This is a genomic window from Mesorhizobium sp. P3_A8, from assembly GCF_056402995.1.
Genome location: NZ_JBFUGI010000010.1, coordinates 194,664 through 218,086, shown reverse-complemented (window position 1 = coordinate 218,086; position 23,423 = coordinate 194,664). Strand labels below are relative to the sequence as shown.

At 61.1% G+C, this 23,423-nt stretch carries 22 protein-coding genes; 7 read left to right on the top strand and 15 right to left on the bottom strand.

Translation table 11 applies throughout. The features are described from left to right. Positions 1–8: 8 nt before the first annotated feature. The 3 genes from AC1DX4_RS23575 to AC1DX4_RS23565 all read right to left on the bottom strand — a co-directional run bounded on the left by AC1DX4_RS23575 (position 9) and on the right by AC1DX4_RS23565 (position 3,536). On the bottom strand, positions 9–1,004 hold the full coding sequence (locus AC1DX4_RS23575) for an ABC transporter permease (protein WP_477222575.1): 996 nt from the start codon (positions 1,002–1,004) through the stop codon (positions 9–11). Next, entirely contained in the window at positions 1,001–2,533 is a 1,533-nt protein-coding gene (locus tag AC1DX4_RS23570; RefSeq protein WP_477222574.1) for a sugar ABC transporter ATP-binding protein, read from the bottom strand. The genes AC1DX4_RS23575 and AC1DX4_RS23570 overlap by 4 nt, the downstream gene beginning before the upstream one ends. A gap of 61 nt (positions 2,534–2,594) precedes the next feature. Beyond that, positions 2,595–3,536, bottom strand: coding sequence for a sugar ABC transporter substrate-binding protein (locus tag AC1DX4_RS23565; protein ID WP_477222573.1), 942 nt, complete (start codon positions 3,534–3,536; stop codon positions 2,595–2,597). A 179-nt stretch (positions 3,537–3,715) separates the two neighbouring features. On the opposite strand from AC1DX4_RS23565, the gene AC1DX4_RS23560 reads away from it, so the two are divergent. Further along, positions 3,716–4,720 carry a LacI family DNA-binding transcriptional regulator gene (locus AC1DX4_RS23560; protein ID WP_477222572.1) on the top strand — a complete coding sequence of 335 codons (1,005 nt, stop codon included), beginning with the start codon at positions 3,716–3,718 and terminating at the stop codon, positions 4,718–4,720. Positions 4,721–5,250: 530 nt separating this feature from the next. Here AC1DX4_RS23560 and ccoS read toward each other — a convergent pair. The 12 genes from ccoS to AC1DX4_RS23500 form a co-directional block, all read right to left on the bottom strand. Further along, the gene (gene ccoS, locus AC1DX4_RS23555; RefSeq protein ID WP_477222571.1) at positions 5,251–5,406 is read right to left on the bottom strand and encodes a cbb3-type cytochrome oxidase assembly protein CcoS; all 156 of its coding nucleotides are present in this window, start codon (positions 5,404–5,406) and stop codon (positions 5,251–5,253) included. After that, on the bottom strand, positions 5,403–7,685 hold the full coding sequence (locus AC1DX4_RS23550; protein WP_477222570.1) for a cation-translocating P-type ATPase: 2,283 nt from the start codon (positions 7,683–7,685) through the stop codon (positions 5,403–5,405). Before AC1DX4_RS23550 ends, ccoS begins: the two co-directional genes overlap by 4 nt. A gap of 5 nt (positions 7,686–7,690) precedes the next feature. Beyond that, positions 7,691–8,497 carry a DUF2189 domain-containing protein gene (locus AC1DX4_RS23545; protein ID WP_477222569.1) on the bottom strand — a complete coding sequence of 269 codons (807 nt, stop codon included), beginning with the start codon at positions 8,495–8,497 and terminating at the stop codon, positions 7,691–7,693. 46 nt (positions 8,498–8,543) lie between these two features. Beyond that, positions 8,544–8,756, bottom strand: coding sequence for a hypothetical protein (locus tag AC1DX4_RS23540; protein ID WP_477222568.1), 213 nt, complete (start codon positions 8,754–8,756; stop codon positions 8,544–8,546). Then, complete coding sequence (gene ccoP, locus AC1DX4_RS23535) at positions 8,753–9,634, bottom strand: cytochrome-c oxidase, cbb3-type subunit III (protein WP_477222567.1); 882 nt, start codon at positions 9,632–9,634, stop codon at positions 8,753–8,755. The genes AC1DX4_RS23540 and ccoP overlap by 4 nt, the downstream gene beginning before the upstream one ends. Further along, positions 9,625–9,795: a cbb3-type cytochrome c oxidase subunit 3 gene (locus AC1DX4_RS23530; RefSeq protein ID WP_477222566.1), complete on the bottom strand. Its 171-nt coding sequence runs from the start codon at positions 9,793–9,795 to the stop codon at positions 9,625–9,627. The genes ccoP and AC1DX4_RS23530 overlap by 10 nt, the downstream gene beginning before the upstream one ends. Then, positions 9,792–10,532: a cytochrome-c oxidase, cbb3-type subunit II gene (gene ccoO / locus AC1DX4_RS23525; RefSeq protein ID WP_477222565.1), complete on the bottom strand. Its 741-nt coding sequence runs from the start codon at positions 10,530–10,532 to the stop codon at positions 9,792–9,794. Before ccoO ends, AC1DX4_RS23530 begins: the two co-directional genes overlap by 4 nt. A 5-nt stretch (positions 10,533–10,537) precedes the next feature. After that, the gene (gene ccoN, locus AC1DX4_RS23520) at positions 10,538–12,190 is read right to left on the bottom strand and encodes a cytochrome-c oxidase, cbb3-type subunit I (RefSeq protein ID WP_477222564.1); all 1,653 of its coding nucleotides are present in this window, start codon (positions 12,188–12,190) and stop codon (positions 10,538–10,540) included. 156 nt (positions 12,191–12,346) lie between these two features. Beyond that, positions 12,347–12,799 (bottom strand): group III truncated hemoglobin, encoded by a 453-nt coding sequence (locus AC1DX4_RS23515; protein WP_477222563.1) that lies wholly within the window; start codon positions 12,797–12,799, stop codon positions 12,347–12,349. Positions 12,800–12,860: 61 nt separating this feature from the next. Next, complete coding sequence (locus tag AC1DX4_RS23510) at positions 12,861–13,724, bottom strand: SUMF1/EgtB/PvdO family nonheme iron enzyme (protein ID WP_477222562.1); 864 nt, start codon at positions 13,722–13,724, stop codon at positions 12,861–12,863. 78 nt (positions 13,725–13,802) lie between these two features. After that, complete coding sequence (gene nirK, locus AC1DX4_RS23505; protein ID WP_477222561.1) at positions 13,803–14,906, bottom strand: copper-containing nitrite reductase; 1,104 nt, start codon at positions 14,904–14,906, stop codon at positions 13,803–13,805. A gap of 224 nt (positions 14,907–15,130) precedes the next feature. Then, positions 15,131–15,577 (bottom strand): pseudoazurin, encoded by a 447-nt coding sequence (locus AC1DX4_RS23500; protein WP_477222560.1) that lies wholly within the window; start codon positions 15,575–15,577, stop codon positions 15,131–15,133. A gap of 285 nt (positions 15,578–15,862) precedes the next feature. Between AC1DX4_RS23500 and AC1DX4_RS23495 the strand changes: the two genes are divergently transcribed. The 6 genes from AC1DX4_RS23495 (at position 15,863) to AC1DX4_RS23470 (ending at position 23,266) form a co-directional block, all read left to right on the top strand. Next, positions 15,863–17,383, top strand: coding sequence for a PAS domain S-box protein (locus AC1DX4_RS23495; protein WP_477222559.1), 1,521 nt, complete (start codon positions 15,863–15,865; stop codon positions 17,381–17,383). Beyond that, a complete protein-coding gene (gene fixJ / locus AC1DX4_RS23490; protein ID WP_477222558.1) occupies positions 17,370–17,990 on the top strand; it encodes a response regulator FixJ in 621 nt (206 codons plus the stop codon). Before AC1DX4_RS23495 ends, fixJ begins: the two co-directional genes overlap by 14 nt. A gap of 121 nt (positions 17,991–18,111) precedes the next feature. Continuing rightward, positions 18,112–18,471, top strand: coding sequence for a transcriptional regulator (locus tag AC1DX4_RS23485; protein ID WP_477222557.1), 360 nt, complete (start codon positions 18,112–18,114; stop codon positions 18,469–18,471). A 101-nt stretch (positions 18,472–18,572) separates the two neighbouring features. Continuing rightward, entirely contained in the window at positions 18,573–19,220 is a 648-nt protein-coding gene (locus AC1DX4_RS23480; RefSeq protein WP_477222556.1) for a helix-turn-helix domain-containing protein, read from the top strand. A 380-nt stretch (positions 19,221–19,600) separates the two neighbouring features. Next, positions 19,601–22,024, top strand: a complete 2,424-nt coding sequence (locus AC1DX4_RS23475) for a phosphoketolase family protein (RefSeq protein ID WP_477222555.1) — start codon at positions 19,601–19,603, stop codon at positions 22,022–22,024. A 48-nt stretch (positions 22,025–22,072) separates the two neighbouring features. Next, entirely contained in the window at positions 22,073–23,266 is a 1,194-nt protein-coding gene (locus tag AC1DX4_RS23470; protein ID WP_477222554.1) for an acetate/propionate family kinase, read from the top strand. Positions 23,267–23,423: the final 157 nt, after the last annotated feature.

Genomic DNA, 23,423 nt, shown 5'->3' with positions numbered 1-23,423 from the left:
GATCCTCCTCAACTTTCCGCAAGCGAGCGGCCAAGGCTGGAAAGCCCGACCGCGATGATCAGGATGGCGCCCTGAAACACATATTGGGAGAAGGTTGGGGCGCCGAAAATGTTGAGGCCGTTGAAGCCGAAAGCAATGATCAGGGCGCCCACCAAAGTCCCGAGGACATGGAACTCGCCATCGCGCAAGGTTGCCGAGCCCAGAAAGACTGCGGCGAACGCGGTCAGCAGATAGGAATCGGCCGCGCTGGTCGTGCCGCTGCCCAGCCGCGACGCGAGCAGAATGCCGGTAAGGGCGGCGCACATGCCGGAAGTGACGAAGCCAAGCGTCTTGATGCGATCGACGTTGATACCGGCGAGGCGCGCGGCGGCGGGATTGCCGCCGACCGCCTGAATCTCTTGCCCGATCGAGGTGCGCTCCACCAGAACCCACAGGATGCCTAGCACAACGACCATGACTACGATGTTGTTGGGGATGCCGAAGAGCCAGCGGCCGAGCGAAAGCTGAAGAAAGGCTTCCGGTACGCCGGCAACGATGGGTACCCCGGCTGAGTAGGCGAAGGCGAGACCCGTGATGATGGTCCCGACGCCAAGCGTCGCGATCACCGAATTGACTTTCATCTTGGTGACGATGAAGCCATTGACCAGGCCGATCAGCGCGCCAAGGGCGAGCACGATGAAGATGGCCAAAGGGATCGGCAGCTTGTCATGGACAATGAAGCCGGTGACGAGAATGCCGTGCAGACTGGCGGCAAAGCCGATCGACAAATCGAGCTCGCCAACGACGACCGCCAATGTCAGCCCGCCGGCGATGATCATGGCGAGCGAGGCCTGGTTGAGAACATTGGTGAAGTTGCCCAGGGTCGAGAATGCCTTCGGCGACAGGATCGAAAAGGCTACGATCATGGCAAGCAGCCCAAGGATGGTCGCGTAGCGCGCGAAAATTCCGAGCGCAGACTTGGCTCTTGGTGTGAGGCGCCTGTTGTAGGTCGAAACATCGCTCATGTGGTCATCCTCTCGGTCAATGGCTCCCGCTCACCGTAGCTTGCCTCGACAATAGCGGAGCGCGACACCGATGCGCCGCTCAGTTCGCGAACGACAAGGCCTTCCGCCATCACCAGCACGCGATCGCAAAGGTCCGGCAGTTCATCGGGTTCGGACGAGATGACGAGAACCGCCATGCCGGCCGCCGCGAGGTCGCGGATTTGGCGGTGGATCTCCGCGCGTGCGCCGATATCGACGCCGCGGGTCGGTTCATCGAGAATGAGGATGTGCGGCGCGCGCCGCAGCCAGCGGCCGATAACCACCTTCTGCTGGTTGCCGCCGCTGAGCCGGCCAACAGGGGTGTCCACGCTTGCCGCCTTGATCGCCAGCAGCTTCATCGTATCGCGCGCGAGCGAGGACTGCGATTTTCGGCTGAGAAGCGGCACCCTGCGACCGAGTACAAGCTTGTCCAAACTGACCAGACCAAGATTGAAGGCGACGCTCTTCGACAGGAAAAGCCCTTCCGTACGCCGCTCCTCCGGCACCAAGCCGAGCCCGGCGGCAACCGCAGCCTGCGGCGATTTCGGCGCGTAGGGCTTGCCTTTGAGCATCATACCGCCCGAGTCGGCGCGATCGGCACCATAGATCAGCCGCACCAGTTCACTGCGTCCGGCACCGACCAGGCCGCCGATGCCCAGAACTTCGCCGTGGCGAAGTTCGAAACTTACGCCACGCACCTTGGGCAGGCGTGTCAGGTTCCGAACGCGCAGGACGATCTCATGGGTCTGCGGCGCATATTCAGGCCTACCGTCGTTACCGACATGGGCAGAGCCGACGATCGCCTCGACCAACGCCTTCCTGGTCAATCCAGCACGGGTGAATTCGGCGACGGAATTGCCGTCGCGCAATACCGACACCCGATCGCAGAGTTTCAGAATCTCATCCAGGCGGTGCGAGACGTAAAGCACGGCCACACCGGATGCCGAGAGGTCCTTGATGATAGCGAAGAGCTTCTCGCTCTCGTCGGCCGAGAGCGAGGCGGTCGGCTCGTCCATCACGATAAGTCGCGATTTGCGAACCAGCGCTCGGCAGATGTTGATCAACCAATTCTCGGCGGTCGACAACCCTTTCACATTTGCGTTGAGGGAGGCCGTAATGCCGACGCGTCTCGCGATGGGCTCGACATTGCGGGCGATCGCCGCCCAATCGGTCAAGCCGAAGCGCGAGCGTTTCGGCACGCCGAGCATGATGTTCTGGAGGACAGTCATTCCCGGAACGAACGCCAGTTCCTGGTGAATAAAGCTCATGCCGAATGCCGTCGCGCGGTGCGCCGTCTCGATGCCGACGGCTTGTCCGTCGACCTCGATCGACCCCTGATCCGGATGGTTGAGGCCGGCGAGAATCCTGATCATCGTCGACTTGCCCGCCCCATTGGCGCCGACCAGCCCGTGAACCTCCCCCGCGATAATGTCGAGGGAAGCATTTCGCAATGCCTTGGCGCCACCGAAGGCCTTGCTGATGTTGCGTACGACAAGAAATGGAGGCGCCACGGGCGCCCCCATCTCGATTGCCGCATCTCCTGTTACCCTATCGGTCAAAAGCTGGCTGCGCCTACTGGATCGCGTCAGGATGCTTGGTCAGAAAATTCGCCACTGTATCCTTGGTCACCAGCACCGCCGGCACTTCGGCGGCTTTCGGCGTCCAGCTCTTCCCGGCGGCGGTGATCTCTTCAACCATTTTTGCCATATTGTAGCCTTCGGTGTAGCTGTCTTGCCATGCCGTTGCGGTCATGAAGCCATTTTTGATATTCTCGAGAGCCTGGGCATTTCCGTTGATGCCATACACCATCACATCGGTGCGGTTCTGAGCACGCAGTGAGCCGATCGCGCCGATCGCAGGATCATCCCAGCAGCCCCAGATAGCTAGGTTTTCAGCGCCTGCCGGATGCGAGGCGAGCCATGCATTGGCGTACTGCGCGCCATCTTCAAAGTAGCCGGGAATGCGCACTTCGTTTTTGGTCACCTTGATGTCGGGATATTTGGCGACCATTTCATCCATGACCTGCTCGCGGTTTCGGCAAACTTCACCCGTGTGATACGTGAGGGCAAGGATGGAGCCCTTGCCGTTCATGTTTTTGAGCATCAGGTCCACGACCGGGATGGCCATCGGGCCGCCCGAGCCGTTGGTGGCGGCAACGGTGCCGCCCAGCCCGCCCCCCCAAGTGACTACGGGAATGCTCGCGGAACCAGCCGCGGCTAGCCCGGCGCCGATCGAAGAGAACGGGAACACCATGTCAACGATGGCATGCGCGCCCAGCTGCGCAAAGTTCTGGATGGCAGCGTTGGCTTGGTCTGCATTGCCCGCCGCGTCGACCACGGTAACTTTCCAACCGAGTTCGTCGGCCGCTTTGGTCGCGCCCTGGATATAGCGGACATTGTTTGCTTCCGTGGCGCTGATCGACACTATGCCGAGCAGCGGCTTGTCGGCCGCGCTGGCGTGCGCGCCGGACAATGCTAGGGCCACTGCGAAAACGCCGAACGTCAGGTTTTTCATTGTTCTCTCTCCCATGTGAGGTTGGACGCGCATCTTCAGATTCAAAGCTGATAACCGCCTAACCGTTTCGGTAGATTTTCCCATCTTGGGCGGCTTCGCAAGAAAATTCGTGCAAACGAGCACGAAATAGGCGAGAGATTGGCGCCAAGATACAGCTAAACGATTAGCTAAGAGAGCAGATGGCCACCATAAAAGACGTCGCAAGAGCTGCCGGTGTGTCGACGGCGACGGTGTCCGCGGTCGTCAACGACACTGCCTATGTGAGTCCGGATTTGCGGGGTCGTGTGCTTGCCGCGGTTCGCGACCTTCGCTACGCGCCCTCGTTGGTCGCGCGGAATCTACGCAGCGGGCGCAGCCAGCTGATCGCGCTTGCCGTGGCGGATCTGGCAAACCCGTTTTACGCCCGCATCGTCACGGCAGCCGAGGCGGCGGTCGCCGCCTGGGGCTACTCTCTCGTGCTGTTCAACAGCGATGAGAAGCCCGATATTGAAAAACGCATTCTTTCGCGCATTCGAACCCTAGGGTGCGATGGGTCGGTCCTCGTTCCGGTAGGTCCCGAAAGCCAATACCAACGAAGGGATTTCGAGGGCGGCGTGCCGGTGGTCCTGCTTGGCCGTTCGATCGGAGATGCCGGTGTTGACACCGTCACGATCGACAATGTGTCGGCCGGCAAGCAGGCAACCAACTACCTCCTGGACCTTGGCCACCGCGAAATCGGATCCATCACCGGGCCAACGCAATTGACGACCGGCAGCGGCAGGCTGCAAGGCATGCTTGAGGCAATGGCCGCGCGCGGCCTCGCTCCGAAAACCGGGCATGTCCGTTCCGGCGAGTTCCGTGAAGACACCGCCTATTCAGTCGCGCGAGACCTGCTTGGACAGTTGGCCCGGCCCACGGCGCTTTACGTCGCCAATGGCGTCATGGCAATTGGAGTCATGCGCGCTGTCGCCGATCTTGGCCTGCGCTGTCCCGAGGATATCTCGATCGCGTCGACCGATACAGTCGCTGGAGCAGGCGGGTTGAAGCCGCGGCTTACCCGTACAGAGCATCCCGTTGCCGACATGACAAACGAAGCGCTGCGCATGCTAGTCGATCGCATCGAAGATAAGGTCACCTTGCCGGCGCGGAACGTCGTCTTCCAGCCCGCGCTCGTGGTCGGTGAAAGTTGCGCCCCAGTTAGATAGAATGTCGAGCTGCGAACGAGGGGTACTTCGATGAGAGACCCTCCACCTTTCGTCGTCGAGGTCATGACGAGCCTGGAGTGAGTGCGGCGAGGACAGCCGGTCGGGTTCACCTACCTCCCCATTTCGCGACAAAACAGCGCCCAGCCGCACCGCGTCGCCTTTTGTCCGGGCCGTTGCGCCACGAGGCAGCAGTAAATGTGATACCTATTGTGATACAAATAAATCTTGGCGGTCGAAAAAATATAATAAAAGCAATATCTTGAATCGCGTATTGATCCCAGCCAACGGTACCATCGGATTTGCTGACAATTTCAAGGTTCTGGCCGTCGAACTCGCTTCATTTTACTCATTTGTGTTACGGGTTTCAGCCTGTTCGTCAATTTTCGCCGTCTCATCGATGGCGCCTGTCACTCGTAGCTCAAGCCTCTCGGTCTCGAAAGACCTGCAACGATACGTGCGGTAATCGGCGGCAACGACGTGCAATTAGGCGGGTTCTGAACTCTGTATGGCGAGGACACGTATGAAGACGACTATTTGGGCTCGTCCAGATCGTCGTCCATCAAGATACGTGCCGCAGCCCCGTCCAGATCCTCGTACTGCCCGTTTCGCAATGTCCACATGAATGCTGCCAGGCCCAGCAGGCCGAGCAGGATTGCGACAGGCACAAGGAAAGCCAGATAGCTCATGTCGCCGCCTTCAAAGTCTGGGCGGAAAGCCGGCCTGACGCCCTGCGTTCGAAAGGCGCGCGGTAACCCAGACGCATGGCATTGGCCACCACCAAGACGGACGAGAGCGACATTGCGACAGCCGCAACGAGCGGCGTGACATAGCCGCACACGGCAAAAGGCACCGCAATGGCGTTGTAGCCCACTGCCAAGGCAAAATTCTGCCGGATCAGCTTTCCGGCATTGCGCGAAATCTCGTAGGTGTCGGCGACGCTCGCAAGGCTTTCCTTCAGGAACACGAAGTCGGCTGCGTTGCGGCCGACATCGGCCGCCGTCGCCGGAGCCATGGAGACGTGCGCGGCCGCGAGGGCTGGCGCGTCGTTCAGGCCGTCTCCCACCATCAACACCTTGGAGTGGGCAGCGGTGAGAGCCGCGATCCGCTCAACTTTGTCGGATGGAAGCATTTCCGCTGTGAAATCATCGATGCCGAGCTTCGAAGCCAGATCGGCCACGGCAGATCTGCGGTCACCGGACAGGATGCCAACATTGAGGCCCTGCCGGCGCAATCGATCGATCGTCGATCTCGCGCCGCTTCGCATGGTGTCTTCAAATACCAGCCGCGCCAGTTGCTGCCCATTCTGGACCAGTAGCGACACCGAAAACCAACCGTCCACGTCTTCCGGCATTTTGCGGCCCAGCGCCCAGTCGGGCCGACCCAGGCGATAGATGGTGGTTCGCATCCTGGCTTCGAGGCCGCGGCCGGGATATTCGGTGAGGTTCTTCATCGGGCTCGCTTCAACCGAGCCCTGCGATGCGGCAGCCAGAATTGCGACGGACATCGGATGCCTCGAGCCCGATGCCATTTTGGCGGCAAGCGCCAGCGCACTGGGGTCAGCATCAGCCCTGTTGACGAGATGGGGCCGGCCGAGCGTCAGCGTGCCGGTCTTGTCGAACAGCACAGTGTCGACTTCGGCAAGACGCTCGAGAGCAGAGCCATCCCGGACCATCACGCCTTTTTCGAAAAGCCGGCGGGCGGCGACGACCTGTACGATCGGGACGGCAAGACCGAGCGCGCAAGGGCAGGTTATGATCAGCACGGCGATGGCGATCGAAACCGATGCGTGCCAGTCCCTGGTGATCAGCAGCCAGCCCAGGAAGGACAGCAAGGCGATGGCATGCACGACGGGCGAATAGAGCGCCGAGGCACGATCCGCCAGCCTGCGATAGCGCGCCCTCCCGCCCTCGGCGGCTTCCATCATTCTGACCATTTCCGCCAGAAATGAATCCTTTGCCTCGGCTGCGGCCCGCATCGTCAGCGGTCCCGTCAGATTGAGCAGCCCGGCCTGGACCAAGGTCCCCGGAATGGCGGGCCTGGGTGCGGTCTCTCCGGTGACGACCGAACAATCTAGCTCCGAAGCGCCTTCCGTGACGATCCCGTCGACAGGGACCCTGTCGCCGGCGGCAATGAGGATCGAGGTTCCCGGCCTGATCTCGGCAATCGGCACATAGCGCCGGCCGTCGGCATCGACCACGATCGCGCCCCTCGGCGCGAGGCTCGCAAGCCCGGCCACGGCCGAGCGCGCCTTTTCCCGCATAACATGGTCGAGCGTGCGGCCAATGAGCAGAAAGAACAGAAGCGATGTCGCGGCGTCGAAATAGGCATGTGGTCCACCGTGAATGGTGTCGTAGAGGCTGAGCCCGAACGCCATCAACACGCCGATGGAAATCGGCACATCCATGTTTGTCCGGCCATTGCGCAGGGCAGCCCATGCGGAGAAAAAGAATATCCGCCCGGAATAGACGATTGCCGGCAAGGCGAGCCCTGCGGAAATCCAGTGGAACGCCTGACGGGTTCCGCCTTCGGCTCCGGACCAGACCGAAACCGACAGCAGCATGATGTTCATGGCGCAGAAACCGGCGACAGCGAGCGCCTTGATGAGCCGGGAATATTCGGGACTGCGCTGGTCGGTTTGCGCTGTGAAGACATGTGACGCGTAGCCCGCCGCTTTTAGTGCGCCAATGAGATCGGGGGCCTCATCGGCAATCGGTCGCCATTTCACGATGGTCCGTTTCATCGAAAGGTTGGCCCGGGCATACTCAACGCCGGGCAAGGCCGACAAAGTGCGTTCGACCGTGGCCATGCAGGATGCGCAATGAATTTCGGGTACCGACAGATCGGCCTGGTAAAGGCCGCCACCGAGGTCGCAACTTACAAGGACAAGTTCTTCGCGTGGACTGGAAAGCCGGCCCCCCGGGCCGATCTCCAGGGCAGCCTCAGCCCCAGGCGCGCAGCAGCTCATGAGCGCTACTCCTTCGACCCCGGCTCAAGCAAAATCGTCCTGTAGGCGTGCCACGTGGCATGGCCGAGCAGGGGAAAGGTGACGATCAATCCGACCAGCCCGGTTCCTAGACCAACAAGGGTTAGCAGCAGCACGATTGCACCCCAGGTGATCATCACCGGGCGGTTGTTCCAGACAAGCGAAATGCTTGTGCCCATCGCGGTAAACGCATCCGTTCGCCGGTCGAGCAGCATGGGAACCGAAAAGGCGCTGATGGCGAAGGAGAATGCGGCGAACACGCCGCCAACCACCGTGCCGGTGGCCAACATTGCCCAGCCGATGGTGGTGGTGAAAAGCATCGGCGCAAGATGGTCGAGACCAAGAAATGGCCGCCAGCCGAAGAATAGGGCGTAAATGATGACCGCGGCACGCATCCACAGCAGCGCCAGGCCGAGCATGATGAAACCGACGAAGAGAATCTGGCCGCCGGAGGCCGGCCGCACGAATATCATCCTGGCAAGCGAGATGGCTCTGCCCTGTTCCAACGACCGACTTTTTTCATAGAGGCCGACCGCTATCAGCGGGCCGACCACCATGAAGGCGGCGGTTGCGGGAAACAGGATGTAGTCGAGCCGAAACAGGAAAAGGCCGCCGACGATCAGCGCGGACACGGCAAAGACCGCCAGTCCATAGGCGAGACTTGGGGCCGGCGTCGCCATCAGGTCGCGCCAGCCGGCGCGCAGCCAGCCGAACGCTGCACTGGCCGGCAGACCGCGGTTGCGCGATGCGATGCGGACGAATTCTTCGTCGGTGGCCAAATGGAGATCACTCATTCCCATGATCCTTCCTGTCGTTTCGCTGGGTCGCGCATCTCAAGCGTCAGCACGACGAGCTGGCCGCAGCGTAGCTGTTCTTCGCGGGATCGCCGGGGTCCTTCAGATGCGGCACGCAGTCGGCTTGCGACGCGAAGGACACGTAGACCAGATGGGCATTGGCGGCGGCGACCAGCGCCAGTCCCGCCGTGACCAGGATGAGCGCGACAGTGCGCGATCGCGATCGCGGCCTCGACGGCAGGGCGGGGTCCAGGCTCACTGGGGGGCCTTCCTGAGGGAGAGCACATAGAGGGCAAGTATCTTGCGCTGCGTCGCGGAGATACGCTGTTCCCAACTAGGCATGGTGCCTTGCCGGCCGCCATAGACTGTCTCGTTGACGGACTGGAGGTCGCCACCATAGATCCAGTTGCTGTCGGTCAGGTCAGGCGCACCGAGGTCGTGCTTGCCCTTGGCATCGTCGCCGTGACAGGCGACGCAGTTCTGTTTGAACACGTCCTGTCCGGCAGCAATGCTTTGCGGATCGGCATCGAGGCCGTCGGTGGTGCCGCCGAGAGAACGCACATAGGCGACGACGTCAGCCAGTTGCTTGCTCTCGATCACCCCATCGCGGCCAAAGGCCAACATCTGCGAGGTTCGCGTATCGGGATGGGTAGAGTTGATGCCGACCCGCAGCGTTTCAAGGATTGTCTCGGGATCACCGCCCCAGAGCCAGATGCCGGCGGTGAGGTTGGGAAATCCCGGACCGCCCGTCGCCTTGGTGCCATGGCAAGCCGCGCAATTGTCGCCAAACAGCGTGTGGCCGGCCTCGCCGACGATCTTCATCATCGAAGGATCGGCCTGAATTGCGGCAAAATCCATTTGATCGATCTTTTGCGTCCAGGTTGAACGCTCCAGCGTCGCGTCCTTTACCAGGCGGTCGACGCTGGTTTTCTGGTCGATACCAAGCAGGCCCTTGGTGTAGGTCCGGCCCAATGGCCAGGCCGGCATGAGGACCCAGTAGCACACGGCAAAAAGGATGGTGGTGGCTAGGAAGAAGAAGACAATGCGCGGAATCGGCGTGTAGAGTTCCTTGATGCCATTCCACTCATGGCCGGTCGTGACCTGTCCCGTGACGGGATCGCGCTCGCCTATTTCCATGACTTGTCATCTCCGTCGAGAATGCTGTCTTTCGCCCTTTCAAACCGCTTCTTGTTCGACGGCCAGAACGTGTAGACGAGGACGCCAACTGCCATCGCGATCAGATAGAAAAGGCCCCAGCTTTTGGAGAAGCCGACGACGGCTTCGTGTTCCCAGCTCATTCGCCGTCCTCCGGCTGGACGACAATTTCCGCCTGGGCGGCGCCAGTCAGGCGGCCAAGGATCTGCAGATAGGCGACCAGCGCGTCCATTTCGGTAACGGTGGCCGGATTGCCGTCGAAGGCCCTGACCTGCGTTGCTTGCCCGTAGCGCTTGATAACGCCGGCGGCGAAATCACCATCCGGCGCGGTTTGGCCGAGCGCATCCTGGGTCGCGTTGGCGATCATGTCGTCGGTGTAGGGAACGCCGACGTCCCGGAGCGCGGTGAGATGCTCGCCGAGGTCATCGATGCGCAGCGGATTGTCGCGCAGCCAGCCAAATTTCGGCATGATCGATTCCGGAACCACGGCGCGCGGGTTGATCAGGTGGGCGACCTGCCAGGCGTCGGAATATTTGCCGCCGATGCGAGCCAGATCCGGACCGGTGCGCTTTGATCCCCACAACATCGGATGATCGTATTTCGATTCAACGGCGAGCGAATAAGGGCCGTAGCGTTCGACTTCGTCGCGCAATGTCCGGATCATTTGCGAGTGGCAGGCGTAGCAACCCTCGCGCATGTAGATGTTGCGGCCGGCCTGCTCCAGCGGGGTGTAGACCCGCATGTCCGGCGCGTTCTCGACTGTGTTGTCGATGGTGAACAGCGGGGCGATTTCCACGAAGCCGCCAATGCTGGAGACGACGACGATGGCAAGGACGAAGCCGATGGCGCTGCGTTCGATTTTGCGGTGGAACTCTGGCATGGTCCTCACTCCGCCGGCTGGGCGACAGGCGCCAGATGGCGCTGCGGCGTGTCATCGCCCGGTTGCAGCGCGGCTTGCGAATGGCCGCGGATCGTCATCAGCATGTTGTAGGAGCCGGTGATGGCACCGAGCAGGAACAGCAGCCCGCCAAAGGCGCGCGCGATGTAGTAGGGATGCATCGCCACCATGGATTCAATGAAGGAATAGGTGAGCGTTCCGTTCTCGTTGTAGGTCCGCCACATCAAGCCTTGCAGAATTCCGGAATTCCACATGGCGAAGACGTAGATGACCGTTCCCGAGATCGCCAACCAGAAATGCACCTCGACCAGCCTGGCCGAGTACATCCGTTCGCGCTTCCAGAGTGCCGGCACCAGACAGTAGAGCGAGCCGAAGGTGATGAGCGCCACCCAGCCCAGGGCACCGGCATGGACGTGACCAATGGTCCAGTCGGTATAGTGGGAAAGCGCGTTGACCGGACGGATCGCCATGAACGATCCTTCAAAGGTGGTCAGGCCATAAAACACCGCCGCCGCCATCATGAAACGCAGCGTGGCGTCGTCGCGCACCTTGTGCCAGGCGCCGTTGAGGGTGGCGAGCGCGTTTCCCGCCGAGGCCCATGACGGCACCAGGAGGACCAGCGAAAACGTCATGCCCAGCGTTTGCACCCATTCGGGCAGGGCGGTGTAATGCAGGTGGTGTGACCCGGCCCACATATACATGAAGGTGATGCCCCAGAAGCTGATGATCGACAGCCGGTAGGAATAGATCGGCCGACCGGCCCGCTTGGGCAGGTAGTAGTACATCATTCCGAGGAAGCCGGAGGTGAGGAAGAACGCGACGGCGTTGTGGCCGTACCACCACTGGACCATCGCGTCCTGGACGCCGGAAAATGCCGAATAGCTTTTGGCGTGGCCGAACGACACCGGCACGGCCAGGTTGTTGACGATATGGAGGATCGCCACGACCAGGATGAAGGCCATGTAGTACCAGTTGGCGACGTAGATGTGCGGCTCCTTGCGGCGAGCCAGCGTGCGAATGTAGATCGCGAAATACACCACCCAGACGATGACCAGCCAGATATCGGCGTACCATTCCGGTTCCGCATATTCCTTCGACTGCGTGACGCCCATGAAATAGCCGGTCGCGGCCAGGACGCAGAACAAATTGTAGCCGAGCAGGACGAACCAGGGACTGAACTGGTCGGGCAGCCGGGCGCGTGAGGTCCGCTGCAGCACATGGAAAGACGTTGCGATCAGCGCATTGCCGCCAAAGCCGAAGATCACGCCGCTGGTATGAACCGGCCGCAAGCGGCCAAAACTGGCCCAGGCCGCATCGAATGTCAGATCCGGCCAGGCCAGCAGGCTCGCCACCCAGACGCCGAAGAACATGCCGACCATGGCCCAGATCATGGTGAGGATGACGCCCACCTTGCTCGGGTCGTCATAATAGTGATCCAGACGTTCGGCAGACGGTTCGGGGGCGTAAAACACTGAAAGCAGGACGAAGATCATCGCAATGCTTGCAACCACGATGATGAAGCCGTGCACGCCGATCGGATCGCCGCGACCCGCTGCCGCCATGGCCAGTCCGACCATGGTCATCAGGATCAGCACGACGATTGAAAGTTGGCGTTCGCCGGATGTCAGTTGAGCGAGCATGTGCGTCCACCGTCAGATGCCCCGTCAGGGCGAAATCGTCCCTCGGGTTTCGCATGGGTGCGCGGCCGCTGATTTGATCTGGCGCAAACGCGAGCCGATTTCACCAAGAAGAGGTTGTCGCTTTTCGAGCGGCGGGCGCCGGGCAAGTGTTCCTGCTCAGCCGTCCTGGACAGCCGAAACGCTATCAGCCGGCGGAAGGCGAAAGAACATCGCCAGCTTGAGGCTTTTCGCAATGCGTTCGGCTCGATCGACAAAGACCGCAGCCGTTTGCGGGGCAAAGAGCGCTGCCGCTGTCTCCCCAAATATACCCAGCCAGATGTCGAAATCGGCCTCGGTCACGTCCTTCAGTTTCAGATGCGCAGGCACCGGGCGCCCGTGATAGTCGCCGGTCTTGAGAATGACGGAACACCAGAAGTCGGTCATTTTCTCGAGGTGCGGCTCCCAGTCGCCGGTGATCTCACGCGCGAAGATCGGCCCGAGCCGTTTGTTCGTCCGCAGTCTGGAATAGAATTCGCGGACCAGCGCGCCAATGCTCGCCCGGTCAACTCCCGCATCGGCCAACGGCTGCTCGGCAGCCGGCCGCGCCTGATCGATGGCGGATGAACTCATGGTGATCCTTTCGGCGATTGTGTTCTCTCCAAGCCTCGCCTCGAAACGCGGCATCCGCGCGTCAAGAGAATCCAAGACGGCGCAGGGTGGCTCGCACGACGTTGAGCCGTTCGCGGACAAGGCGGAAACCCAGATTGTCTGGCGGCGTGCCGACCGCACAGCCACCACTTTTCCCGTCCCGGATGAAGTTGGACATGTATGTGCGGTGGAACCCCTCCACGACATGCACCCCACAATTGTCAATCGAACTCACAATGGTGATGCCGTCAGCGGCTACCGCTGCGTGGAGGTAGCAGGTCGATGTCCATTCCCAGACATTGCCCGCGATATCCGCCAACCCTTTTGAGTTGGTACCAAACGCTCCCTGAAACCTCGGCTCTGGATCCGATTTACGTCCGAGCGAAGCCTCGGTGCGATACTGGGCGAGCCAGCGCAGCGCCGGATTGTTGGGATCGCCGGCGCCGCCCTCGATGTCGCCGTGGAACCGTTCGCTGGCGGCGTAGGCCCATTCCTCATCTGTCGGAAGCCGCCAGGTCGCGCCGGTCTGGGCCGAGAGCCAGGCCGCATAGGCCTCGGCGTCGATGTGGCTAACGCCGGTAACCGGCAAATTGCCGCTGCCCTGAGTGTCAGCCGCCTTGCAACTGCCGGCGTTGACGCAATGTCCGTATTCGGATGCACTCACCTGGTACTTCATGATCTTCAGCGGAGCACCGACCCTTGCCAGGATGCGCGGCGCTGCGACAGGATGGCCTTCGCCGAGGAATTCACCTGGTTGAGGATGGTCGAACGATCCGGGCGCGAGGGTCACAAGTTCGGGGCTCGCCATGAGCGAACCGGCTAACCTATCAAGCGCGCTGGTCGCGCCCATGACGATCAACGCGGCAGTCGCGATACTTCCGAGGGCAACGATGGGATTGAAAGACATGGCGTTTCGTCCGGCGCGTACGTGACCTTGCGCGGATGGCGCAAGGTCGCGTCGATGTTCAGGATCGGATCCTCGTCACTATGACGTAATGGCCCTTGGGGCTTCGACCTGCTTCATCAGGTCGTCATCCCAGGTTCCGTCGACCGTAAAATGCGCGGTCGCGCCAAGTTCCACGGCCTCGATCAGATTGTGGTTCACGTAGGCGTAGATGCCCGGCTGCAGGAATGTGTACAGGGCCGAGCCGGCCGAGCCACCGCGAATGAACCAGGTCTCCAGGTCCTTTGCGGGCGGGTTGGCGAACTTGCCTTGCTCCCAGACGTAATCGCCGTGCCCGCCGATCAGATGCGGCCGCGTATCGCGGTTGGCTTGCGAATGGACGATCAGAACAGTCTCGCCGACCTTCGCCTTCATGGCGTTCTCGCCGGTCAGCGATCCTGCCTTGCCATTGAACACGACGTGGGTCGGGATCAATCCGCGCAGGACCTTGACGGTGTCGTCGTAGTTGTCGCCGGCGGTATCGTATTTCTTGAATTTGCCCTGCTCGTCGCGAGGGACGTAGAAGTCGTTTTCGCCGATATAGTAGATGCGGTCGTAGCGGATGGATTTGCCCTTGTCGTCCCTTAGGCCGTCACGCGGCAGCACCATTACCGCACCGCTCATGCCCGACACGACGTGCCACGGGATCATCGGTCCGCCGGGGGCGCAGTGGTAGACGAACGTCCCCGTGCGCGTTGCCTTGAAGCGCAGCGTTACCTGCTCGCCGGGGTTGATCAGGGTCAGCCCGCCGCCACCAAGCGCGCCGGTGGCAGCGTGGAAGTCGATGTTGTGCGCAAGCGTGTTGGTGTCGGGATTGATGAGGGTGAGCTCGATATAGTCGCCTTGATGGACAACCATCAGCGGACCAGGGATCGAGCCATTGTAGGTCATTGCATTGAGCTGCGTCCCATCGGCGTCGATGACGACGGGCTTCTCCTCGATTGTCATGGTGAACTCGACGACTTTCGGACCGTCCTTGGCCACCTGGTCGTGCTCGTGGACGAAGGGTGGCGCGACAAGGGTGACCTTTTCGCGCGGCAGTCCGGCCACTTCCTTGGCGTTCGCCACAGCCGGCATTGCGCCGATCGCCGCCACCGCGGCTGCAGTAAGGACAGATCCCAGCAGAGCTTCACGTCGCGTAAGCATTTCAATCTCCTTGTGCGTCAACCACTTGATGCGCTGAGATTAGCCTGTTTGCGGGAACCGTCTTTGCGCTGGCGCAAACCGCACTTATTTCCGGGCGACTGTCGAGTTGGCGGGAGAGGGTCGTGCGGAGCGCTCTATACGAAATAGGCCGGACTGGACCTCCCCCATGGTCCGTCCGGCCGTTTCCCTCCGGCGATCGCCAACCGGAGGGTATCTATGGAGGGTCAGTTGGAGGCGGCTTTCGTCGCCTCGCCGAACAGCTCCGCAAACACCGTTTTGGCTTTGCCGGGCTGCTTGACCGCCTCTGCAGCGTCGAGGTTCACAGGCTTGCCGACGACGATCAAGGCAACCATGCCCATGCCGTAGTGGGGTGCGCATTTCACGCCGTAGACGCCTTCCTTGGTTAGGGTCACGGTGATCTCCTCGCTTGCTTTTCCCTTGAAGGGGTCAGCGCCGTCCGGCAACATTCCCTTGATGGTTTCGGCATTGTGGGTTTTGTCGGTTGGCACGAACTTGATCGTGTCTCCGGCCACAGCTTTTATGTAAGCGGGCTGGAAGACCATCGAGCCCTTGTCGCCCTTGTTGAGCATCTGGACGACGTGTTCTTCAGCGCTTGCCGAGCCGGTCAGAGCGAACAACGCGATGGCCGCGGCGATCAGGGGCAGTTTCATGGAATAGTTCCTTTCCTGGGTTCATCACGGCATCAACCGTTGCGGCTTTCTACGCTGGGGGATGGCATTGCGATTTGCGCTGGCGCAAACCGGCGCACGAAATATCCGGATATGACGCGGCCATCCGGCACGCCGTGAGGAACTACGGCCCGCTTGCTTGCCTCGCGGGCCAGCGCTCCTTCCCATTCTGTTCGGGACGAACGGAAAAAATGCGCTAAGTGACAGGTGTTCAGTTACGTTGGCTGAGCTTGGCAGCATCCTTTCAGCTCAGCGGTGACCAATTTCATGCCAGCGCGGGACATTACCGGTATCAAAGGACGCTTCCTGCAAGCGGTGCTGTCTCGCCGTTTCGAAGGACGCGATGGCTATTTGCTGGCGATTGTCATGGTCGCAGCCGCTGTCCTGATCCGAATTCTGCTGCAAGGAGTGCTCGAAGACCGGGCGACTTTTACTCTCTTTACGCCTGCCATCCTCATCGCCTCGATCGCCGGCGGCATCCGGCCCGGGCTGTTGTCCGTGGCGCTTTCGTTAGGCGGAGCATTCTGGCTGGACAATTTTCAGCACGATCTTGCCCACAATCCGGTTGAACTCGTCGTCTTCGCCTCGGTCGGCCTGGCAATCGCCTGGATGGGCGAAATGCTGCACCACGCCAGCAAGGCAATCGATCGGGCCGAAAGCGCGCTCGATGCTCGCGAGGCCCATCTTCGCTCCATTCTCGATACGGTGACCGACGCGACCGTCGTCATCGAAAAGGACGGCACGATCGTTTCGTTCAATGCCGCCGCGGTTAGGCAGTTCGGCTATGCCGAAGAAGAGGTCGTCGGAGAGAATGTGCGCCTGCTGATGCCGGAGCCTTATCGCCACGAGCATGATGGCTACATGCACAGGTACCTGACCACCGGGGAAAAACGGATCATCGGAATCGATCGCGTTGTCGTCGGACGACGCAAGGACGGCTCGACGTTTCCGATGAAACTGGCGGTCGGCGAGATGAAGTCGGGTGGCAAGACGTTTTTTACCGGCTTCATCCGCGACCTTACCGAGCGTCAGGAATCGGCGGCGCGTCTGCATGAAGTCCAGGGCGAACTGGCGAGGTTGGCACGCCTCAACGAACTTGGCGAAATGGCCTCGACGCTCGCCCACGAGTTGAACCAGCCGCTTTCGGCGATTGCGAACTACGTACAAGGCTGTGCCCGCCTGCTGCGCGACATGGATGACGCCGTGGCGGCCAAGATGCGGTCTGCGCTGGAGGAAACCGCGCGGCAGTCGCTGCGCGCGGGGCAGATCATCCGCCATCTTCGCGAATTCGTCACCAAGGGCGCCACCGAGAAGGCGCCGGAGAACCTTCGCAGCCTGGTGGAAGAGGCTGGGGCCCTGGCCTTGGTGGGATCGCGAGAACGCGGGGTGCGGACGGTGTTCGACTTCGCGCCCGGACCGGCAACCGTGCTGGTCGACCGCATACAGATCCAGCAGGTGCTGACCAACCTGATGCGCAATGCCATGGACGCCATGCACGACAGCGCGCGCCGCGAGCTTGTCGTGCGCACCCATGCCGCGCAGGATGGCGAAATCGCCGTCGTCGTCGAAGACACCGGGCCAGGGATTTCCGAGGAGATTTCCGGCCAGCTTTTCAAACCCTTCGTGACGACAAAGCCTGGCGGCATGGGAATTGGACTGTCGATCTCCAAGCGGATCGTCGAAGCGCATGGTGGCACGATGACGGTGAGCCGCAACGCTGCCGGTGGCGCGACGTTCAGGTTCACGCTCCCCGCATTTACGGAAGAGGACGCGCATGGAGACGGGTGACTACATCGTTCACATCGTCGATGACGAGGAAGCGGTCAGGAAGTCGTTGGCTTTTCTGCTCACAATGTCCGGCTTCGCCGTCAAGATGCATGAGAGCGCAACCGACTTTCTGGTCGCGGCTTCAAGCATCAGAAATGGTGTTCTGGTGACCGACCTGCGCATGCCTGACATGACCGGGGTGGAGCTTTTGCGAAATCTCGTGAGCGCCAATGCCGCACTTCCAGCCGTTGTCATCACCGGTCACGGCGATGTCCCCATGGCGGTCGAGGCGATGAAGGCCGGCGCCACGGATTTCATCGAGAAGCCGTTCGAGGACGTTGTCCTCATCGAAGCCATCCAGCGTGCGGCCGAACAGCTTGTCGACAAGCCGGTGGAGCTCGACGATGTCGCTTCGATCCAGACGAGGCTTGGGCGGCTCAGCGACCGTGAACGCCAGGTTCTCTCGGGCGTTGTGGCTGGATTGCCCAACAAGTCGATCGCCTATGATCTGAATATCAGCCCACGCACCGTCGAGGTGCACCGCGCCAACGTCATGGCCAAGATGCAGGCGACAAGTCTGCCGCAGCTCGTGCGGATGGCATTGGCCGCCGGTTTCGGCCCAGCCTGAATTTCGCCCAATCTGAATTTTGCAAGGATTGATCTGGCGCAAGGCATCAGGCGCCATATTGCCGCTGGCTGTGAGACAACCGGCGGGATGACCTCGCCAGCAAAATCCGGAAGCGTGATCCTTGACCGTCGCCAAAACCATATTAGTCGTGGCGCCCGACCCTGGGCTCAGGCGTTCGCTCGAGTTCGCGCTCGAAGTCGAAGGTTTTGTGGTTGAATCTCATGCGTCGCTCTCGACAGTCGAGGCTTCGCACGAGGCAAACGCCGCGTCCTGCGTCATCGTCGACGAAAGTGCGATCGGGCGCGGTCCTGCCGGGCGCCAGCCACTTGCGGGCTTCGCCGGGCGGGTGATTCTGCTTGTCGAAGGCGTTGATCCAACCGCCGGCCCGGAGGGGTTCTCGGTCCTGACCAAACCGGTCGAGGGGAGTGACCTGATTGACATGGTGCGGGCCTTTTCGGTCCGCCACGTCCCGGCTGACTAAGCCACCCCTCGCTGACTACGTAGAATCCCTTAGGACATAACCCAATTTCGCAGACCGGCATTCCGCGCGATGGCTATCCCACCGAAATTAAGGGAACAGCCATGAACGCGATCGCCGACACTCGGGTGCCCTTTGAAATCCTGACCGCACTGGTCCCGCGACCGGACGTGTCGAATGATGGCCGGCCGGTCCCGCTCTCGTTCTTCAACGCAGGCGCGGAGATCTACGCACAGGGCGAAAAGGTCACTTCCCACTATCAGATCGAGTTCGGCGCGGTCCGCATTTACCGGCTGCTGGCCGATGGGCGCAGACAAATCACGGCGTTCCATCTGGCGGGAGAGACGTTTGGGTTTGAAGCCGACCTTGCCCACCATTTCTTTGCCGAGGCCATCGTCACGACGGGACTGCGGACATTCCGACCAGTGGCCGGCCTGGACAGATCGCGCGAACTGCTGCCGCTTGCCCTTCGCTGCATGGTGCGGGCCCAGGAACATTTGCTGGTGGTGGGCCGGCAGACAGCGATCGAACGCATCGCCGCTTTCCTGGTCGACATGGTCGCACGACAGGGAGATCTTGCCCAGATCGAACTGCCGATGTCCCGGCAGGATATCGGCGACTATCTGGGTCTCACCATCGAGACTGTATCGCGCGTGCTATCGAGACTGCGCGACAAGGGTGTGCTCAAGTTCCACGGACTTCGCACCCTCGAAATCCGCAAGCCTGAAACGCTCCGTTCCATGTGCGAATGATCTCTAAACTAGAGACGTCGCAGTAGCCGATATGGCCGCATCGGCCGACATCGCATGGGCTTCTAGATCGTCCCGGAAGATCCTGCCAGCTTCAGGTCTCCATCGAATACGACCTGCCGGAAACCGCGGCTTGTTGGCTCAGCCTGATATTTGCGAATTCCTACGCGCGTTGGTGTACCGGCAGGATGGCGAAAGACGCGGCCGCTTTTTTCGGGAAGACCGGGATCACTTTCCGCGAGCGGTCGAGCACCTAGCAAATCCGTCGAGCAATGACGGACCGAATGGTGCGCGAACGCGTTGGTGTCCATTCACCGCGCGTCGACAGACACAGGCATACGCAGCGGGTGCGGCGTTCGCGGACATGGCAAAGGGAGCCAAGCATGACCGAACACATTACAATACCAGTCCCTGGCGACCGGCTTTCAGAGCGCCAGTTGCGCGACATCGATGCATACTGGCGCGCCGCGAATTATCTGACGATCGGCCAGATTTACCTCCTCGACAATCCGCTGCTTCGCGAGCCGCTCCGGCTTGAGCATGTCAAGCCGCGACTGCTCGGACACTGGGGAACATCGCCGGGCCTCAGCTTCATCTACGCGCACCTCAACCGCGCGATCCGGCTCCGGGACGCCGACATGATCTACGTCTGCGGCCCCGGCCATGGTGGCCCGGCAATGGTGGCGAACACCTATCTCGAAGGCACATACAGCGAGCTCAATCCGGACATATCGATGGATGAGCAGGGCATGCGCAAGCTGTTCCGGCAGTTCTCTTTTCCGGGCGGCATTCCAAGCCATGCCGCACCCGACGTGCCCGGCTCCATCCACGAGGGTGGCGAGCTTGGTTATTCGCTCTCCCATGCCTATGGGGCCGCCTTCGACAATCCCGACCTTGTCGTGGCCTGCGTCGTCGGTGACGGCGAAGCCGAAACCGGGCCACTGGCCGCGGCCTGGCATTCCAACAAATTCCTCAATCCGGCGCGCGACGGCGCGGTGCTGCCGATCCTGCATCTGAATGGCTATAAGATCGCCAATCCGACGATTCTTGCCCGCATTCCGGAAGACGAACTGCGCGCGCTTTTCGTTGGCTACGGTTATGAACCGCTGTTCGTCGAGGGCCATGAGCCGGCGCTGATGCATCAAAGAATGGCCAATGTGCTCGACGATGCGCTCGATCGCATCCGCGCGATTCAGCATGCGGCGCGCGCTGATTCCCCCGAGCCGATGTCGCGACCGAAATGGCCGATGATCGTGCTGCGCAGCCCAAAGGGCTGGACCGGACCGAAAGAGGTCGACGGGCTGAAGACCGAAGGCTTCTGGCGTTCGCATCAGGTACCCTTGTCCGGCCTTGCGGAAAACCCTGCTCATCTGAAGTTGCTTGAGGAGTGGTTGAAAAGCTATCGGCCCGAGGAGCTGTTCGATGTCGCCGGCGCCCCTGTCGCGGCGATCCGCGCCACCGCTCCGCAAGCCGCGCGGCGCATGAGCGCCAACCCGCATGCCAATGGCGGCCTGCTGCGCAAGTCCCTCGATCTGCCTGGCTTGCACGACCATGCCGTGGTCGTCGCTGAACCCGGCGCGGTGAAGGCCGAGGCGACGCGGGTAATGGGCAATTTCCTGCGCGACGTGATGGCGTTGAATGAGGCTGCGAAGAATTTCCGCATCGTCGGCCCAGACGAGACCGCCTCCAATCGGCTTCAGGACGTGTTCGAAGTCACCGAACGTGCCTGGATGGAGACGATCCTGCCCGAAGATGTTCATCTCGGCCAAGATGGCAGGGTCATGGAAATCCTCTCCGAGCACACCTGCCAGGGCTGGCTCGAAGGCTATCTGCTGACGGGGCGGCACGGTCTGTTCTCTTGCTACGAGGCGTTCATCCACATCGTGGACTCCATGTTCAACCAGCATGCAAAATGGCTTGATGCCTGTAGCGACATTCCTTGGCGGCGGCCGATCGCCTCGCTGAACTATCTGTTGTCGAGCCATGTCTGGCATCAGGAACACAATGGCTTCAGCCATCAGGATCCCGGCTTCATCGACGTCGCCCTCAACAAGAAGGCCGACATCGTTCGCGTCTATCTCCCGCCGGATGCCAACACCTTGCTGTGCGTGACCGACCATGTGCTGCAGACCTGGAATCGTATCAACGTCATTGTCGCCGGCAAGCCGCCATCGTGGCAGTGGCTCTCGATGGACAAGGCAATTGTCCACTGCAGAGCGGGCATCGGCATCTGGGACTGGGCGTCGACCGAGAACGGCGACGAGCCGGACGTCGTGATGGCTTGCGCCGGCGATGTTCCAACGCTCGAAACGCTAGCGGCCGTGCAGATTCTCAGGCATCACGTTCCGGAGCTCAAAATCAGGGTGGTCAACGTCGTAGACCTGATGACGCTGCAGCCCAAGGAGTACCACCCGCATGGTCTGTCGAATCGCGATTTCGACACGCTGTTCACCGCCGACAAACCGGTCATCTTTGCCTATCACGGCTATCCCTGGACTATCCATCGCCTGACATATCGGCGCACCAACCACGACAACATACATGTGCGCGGTTACAACGAGGAAGGAACAACGACGACACCTTTCGACATGACGGTGCTGAACGGCCTAGATCGTTTCCATATTGTCCAAAGCGTTCTTGACTGGGTCCCGCAACTGAAGACCGTGCGCGTCGGGCTGGGTCAGAAGATGGACGCCAAGCTGCTTGAACACAGAGCCTATATTCACGCCCATGGCCAGGATATGCCGGAGATACTCGACTGGAAGTGGGGCGGCGATGCCGATGCTACGACGCGTCTTTCTGGTTGAGCCGGTACCGTCCACAAGGGGATGGCGAAGACGGGATCGGACGAACCCATGACCGATTTGATCCTCGTTCTGAACGGTGGCTCGTCCAGCCTGAAGTTCGCTGTCTTCGAGGGATGTGATGAACTTCCGCTTCTGCTGCGTGGCAACGTCTCCTCGCTCGGTGGACATCCGCGGCTGCGCGTCGGGGCAGCGGCCGGCCGGGCCGAGGTTGACAGAAGCCTCGGTGACGGCCCGATCGACATCGGCAAGGCATTCGCGACGATTGCCTCAGAGCTGAAGGATCGCGATCTTCTCCCCCGCATCGTCAGGGTCGGACACAGGATCGTTCATGGCGGCCGCGACTTCACCGGAGCGACGGTGCTCGACGGGCGTGCGCTCGAGGCACTGCGTCTGCTCGAGCCGCTGGCTCCGATCCATCAGCGGATTAATCTTGAGATTGTGGCACTGGCTGCTGGCCTCCTGCCGCAGGCCATGCAGATTGGATGCTTCGACACTGCGTTTCATTCCGCTCGGCCTGGGATCGCCAAGATCTATGGCCTTCCGCGTGCGATGACCGATGCCGGCATCGTTTCCTATGGGTTTCATGGGCTTTCCTATATCCATATCGCTTCGCAGCTACAGGCCCGCTACGGACCCGCGGCTGGCGGAAAAGTCATCGTTGCCCATCTCGGCAGCGGTGCCAGTCTGTGCGCCATGAGTGCCGGGACAAGTGTTGCCACAACGATGGGATTTTCGACATTGGACGGCCTCGTCATGAGCACGCGTTGCGGCGCGCTCGACCCGGGCGTCATCGTCCATTTGCTGCAGGACTGGAAGCTGCCGACGGACGAACTGGTTACGCTTCTCTACGAGCAATCCGGCCTGCTCGGAGTGTCGGGAATCTCAGGTGATATGCGGACGCTAGTCGACTCCGATGATCCCCGTGCCGCCGAAGCGGTCGATCTCTTCGTCTATCGTATCGGCCGCGAGATCGGGTCGCTGGCCGCTGCGATAGGCGGACTGGACACGCTGGTGTTCACCGCAGGCATTGGCGAAAACGCGCCATCTATCCGAGAGAGGGTCGGGGCTGTGGCCGGCTGGCTTGGGGTTAATATCGACCAGAAGCTGAATCGACGAGGCGACGAGGTCATCAGCCTTGCTGGTTCCGGTGTCGACGTGCTTGTGATCCCCACGGATGAAGAGAGAGCCGTGGGAAGCCAGCTTCTATCTGTGCGCCCACAAGCTTCGTCGCTCGTACCCTGAGCGCCGAACCTGATGCGCGGTGGGTGTCTCGGCCCGTCAATAATCGGAGTTGGCTTTGATCCAACGCAATGAACACCAACGCCGCCTCGTGATAATCGCTTCGACTTGTCGAACAGATCGGTCAAGCGATGAACAGGCGAGAATATCTAGCCGGTGG

Excerpts from the sequence above, each read along its gene's own strand:
- nirK (WP_477222561.1), bottom strand. The coding sequence starts at position 14,906 with ATGCTTACGCGACGTGAAGCTCTGCTGGGATCTGTCCTTACTGCAGCC.
- ccoN (WP_477222564.1), bottom strand. The coding sequence starts at position 12,190 with ATGCTCGCTCAACTGACATCCGGCGAACGCCAACTTTCAATCGTCGTG.
- ccoP (WP_477222567.1), bottom strand. The coding sequence starts at position 9,634 with ATGGAAATAGGCGAGCGCGATCCCGTCACGGGACAGGTCACGACCGGC.
- AC1DX4_RS23560 (WP_477222572.1), top strand. The coding sequence starts at position 3,716 with ATGGCCACCATAAAAGACGTCGCAAGAGCTGCCGGTGTGTCGACGGCG.
- fixJ (WP_477222558.1), top strand. The coding sequence starts at position 17,370 with ATGGAGACGGGTGACTACATCGTTCACATCGTCGATGACGAGGAAGCG.
- AC1DX4_RS23575 (WP_477222575.1), bottom strand. The coding sequence starts at position 1,004 with ATGAGCGATGTTTCGACCTACAACAGGCGCCTCACACCAAGAGCCAAG.
- AC1DX4_RS23565 (WP_477222573.1), bottom strand. The coding sequence starts at position 3,536 with ATGAAAAACCTGACGTTCGGCGTTTTCGCAGTGGCCCTAGCATTGTCC.
- AC1DX4_RS23515 (WP_477222563.1), bottom strand. The coding sequence starts at position 12,799 with ATGAGTTCATCCGCCATCGATCAGGCGCGGCCGGCTGCCGAGCAGCCG.
- AC1DX4_RS23480 (WP_477222556.1), top strand. The coding sequence starts at position 18,573 with ATGAACGCGATCGCCGACACTCGGGTGCCCTTTGAAATCCTGACCGCA.
- AC1DX4_RS23500 (WP_477222560.1), bottom strand. The coding sequence starts at position 15,577 with ATGAAACTGCCCCTGATCGCCGCGGCCATCGCGTTGTTCGCTCTGACC.
- AC1DX4_RS23530 (WP_477222566.1), bottom strand. The coding sequence starts at position 9,795 with ATGAGCTGGGAACACGAAGCCGTCGTCGGCTTCTCCAAAAGCTGGGGC.
- ccoS (WP_477222571.1), bottom strand. The coding sequence starts at position 5,406 with ATGAGCTATCTGGCTTTCCTTGTGCCTGTCGCAATCCTGCTCGGCCTG.
- AC1DX4_RS23550 (WP_477222570.1), bottom strand. The coding sequence starts at position 7,685 with ATGAGCTGCTGCGCGCCTGGGGCTGAGGCTGCCCTGGAGATCGGCCCG.
- AC1DX4_RS23475 (WP_477222555.1), top strand. The coding sequence starts at position 19,601 with ATGACCGAACACATTACAATACCAGTCCCTGGCGACCGGCTTTCAGAG.
- AC1DX4_RS23510 (WP_477222562.1), bottom strand. The coding sequence starts at position 13,724 with ATGTCTTTCAATCCCATCGTTGCCCTCGGAAGTATCGCGACTGCCGCG.
- AC1DX4_RS23495 (WP_477222559.1), top strand. The coding sequence starts at position 15,863 with ATGCCAGCGCGGGACATTACCGGTATCAAAGGACGCTTCCTGCAAGCG.
- AC1DX4_RS23545 (WP_477222569.1), bottom strand. The coding sequence starts at position 8,497 with ATGAGTGATCTCCATTTGGCCACCGACGAAGAATTCGTCCGCATCGCA.
- ccoO (WP_477222565.1), bottom strand. The coding sequence starts at position 10,532 with ATGCCAGAGTTCCACCGCAAAATCGAACGCAGCGCCATCGGCTTCGTC.
- AC1DX4_RS23470 (WP_477222554.1), top strand. The coding sequence starts at position 22,073 with ATGACCGATTTGATCCTCGTTCTGAACGGTGGCTCGTCCAGCCTGAAG.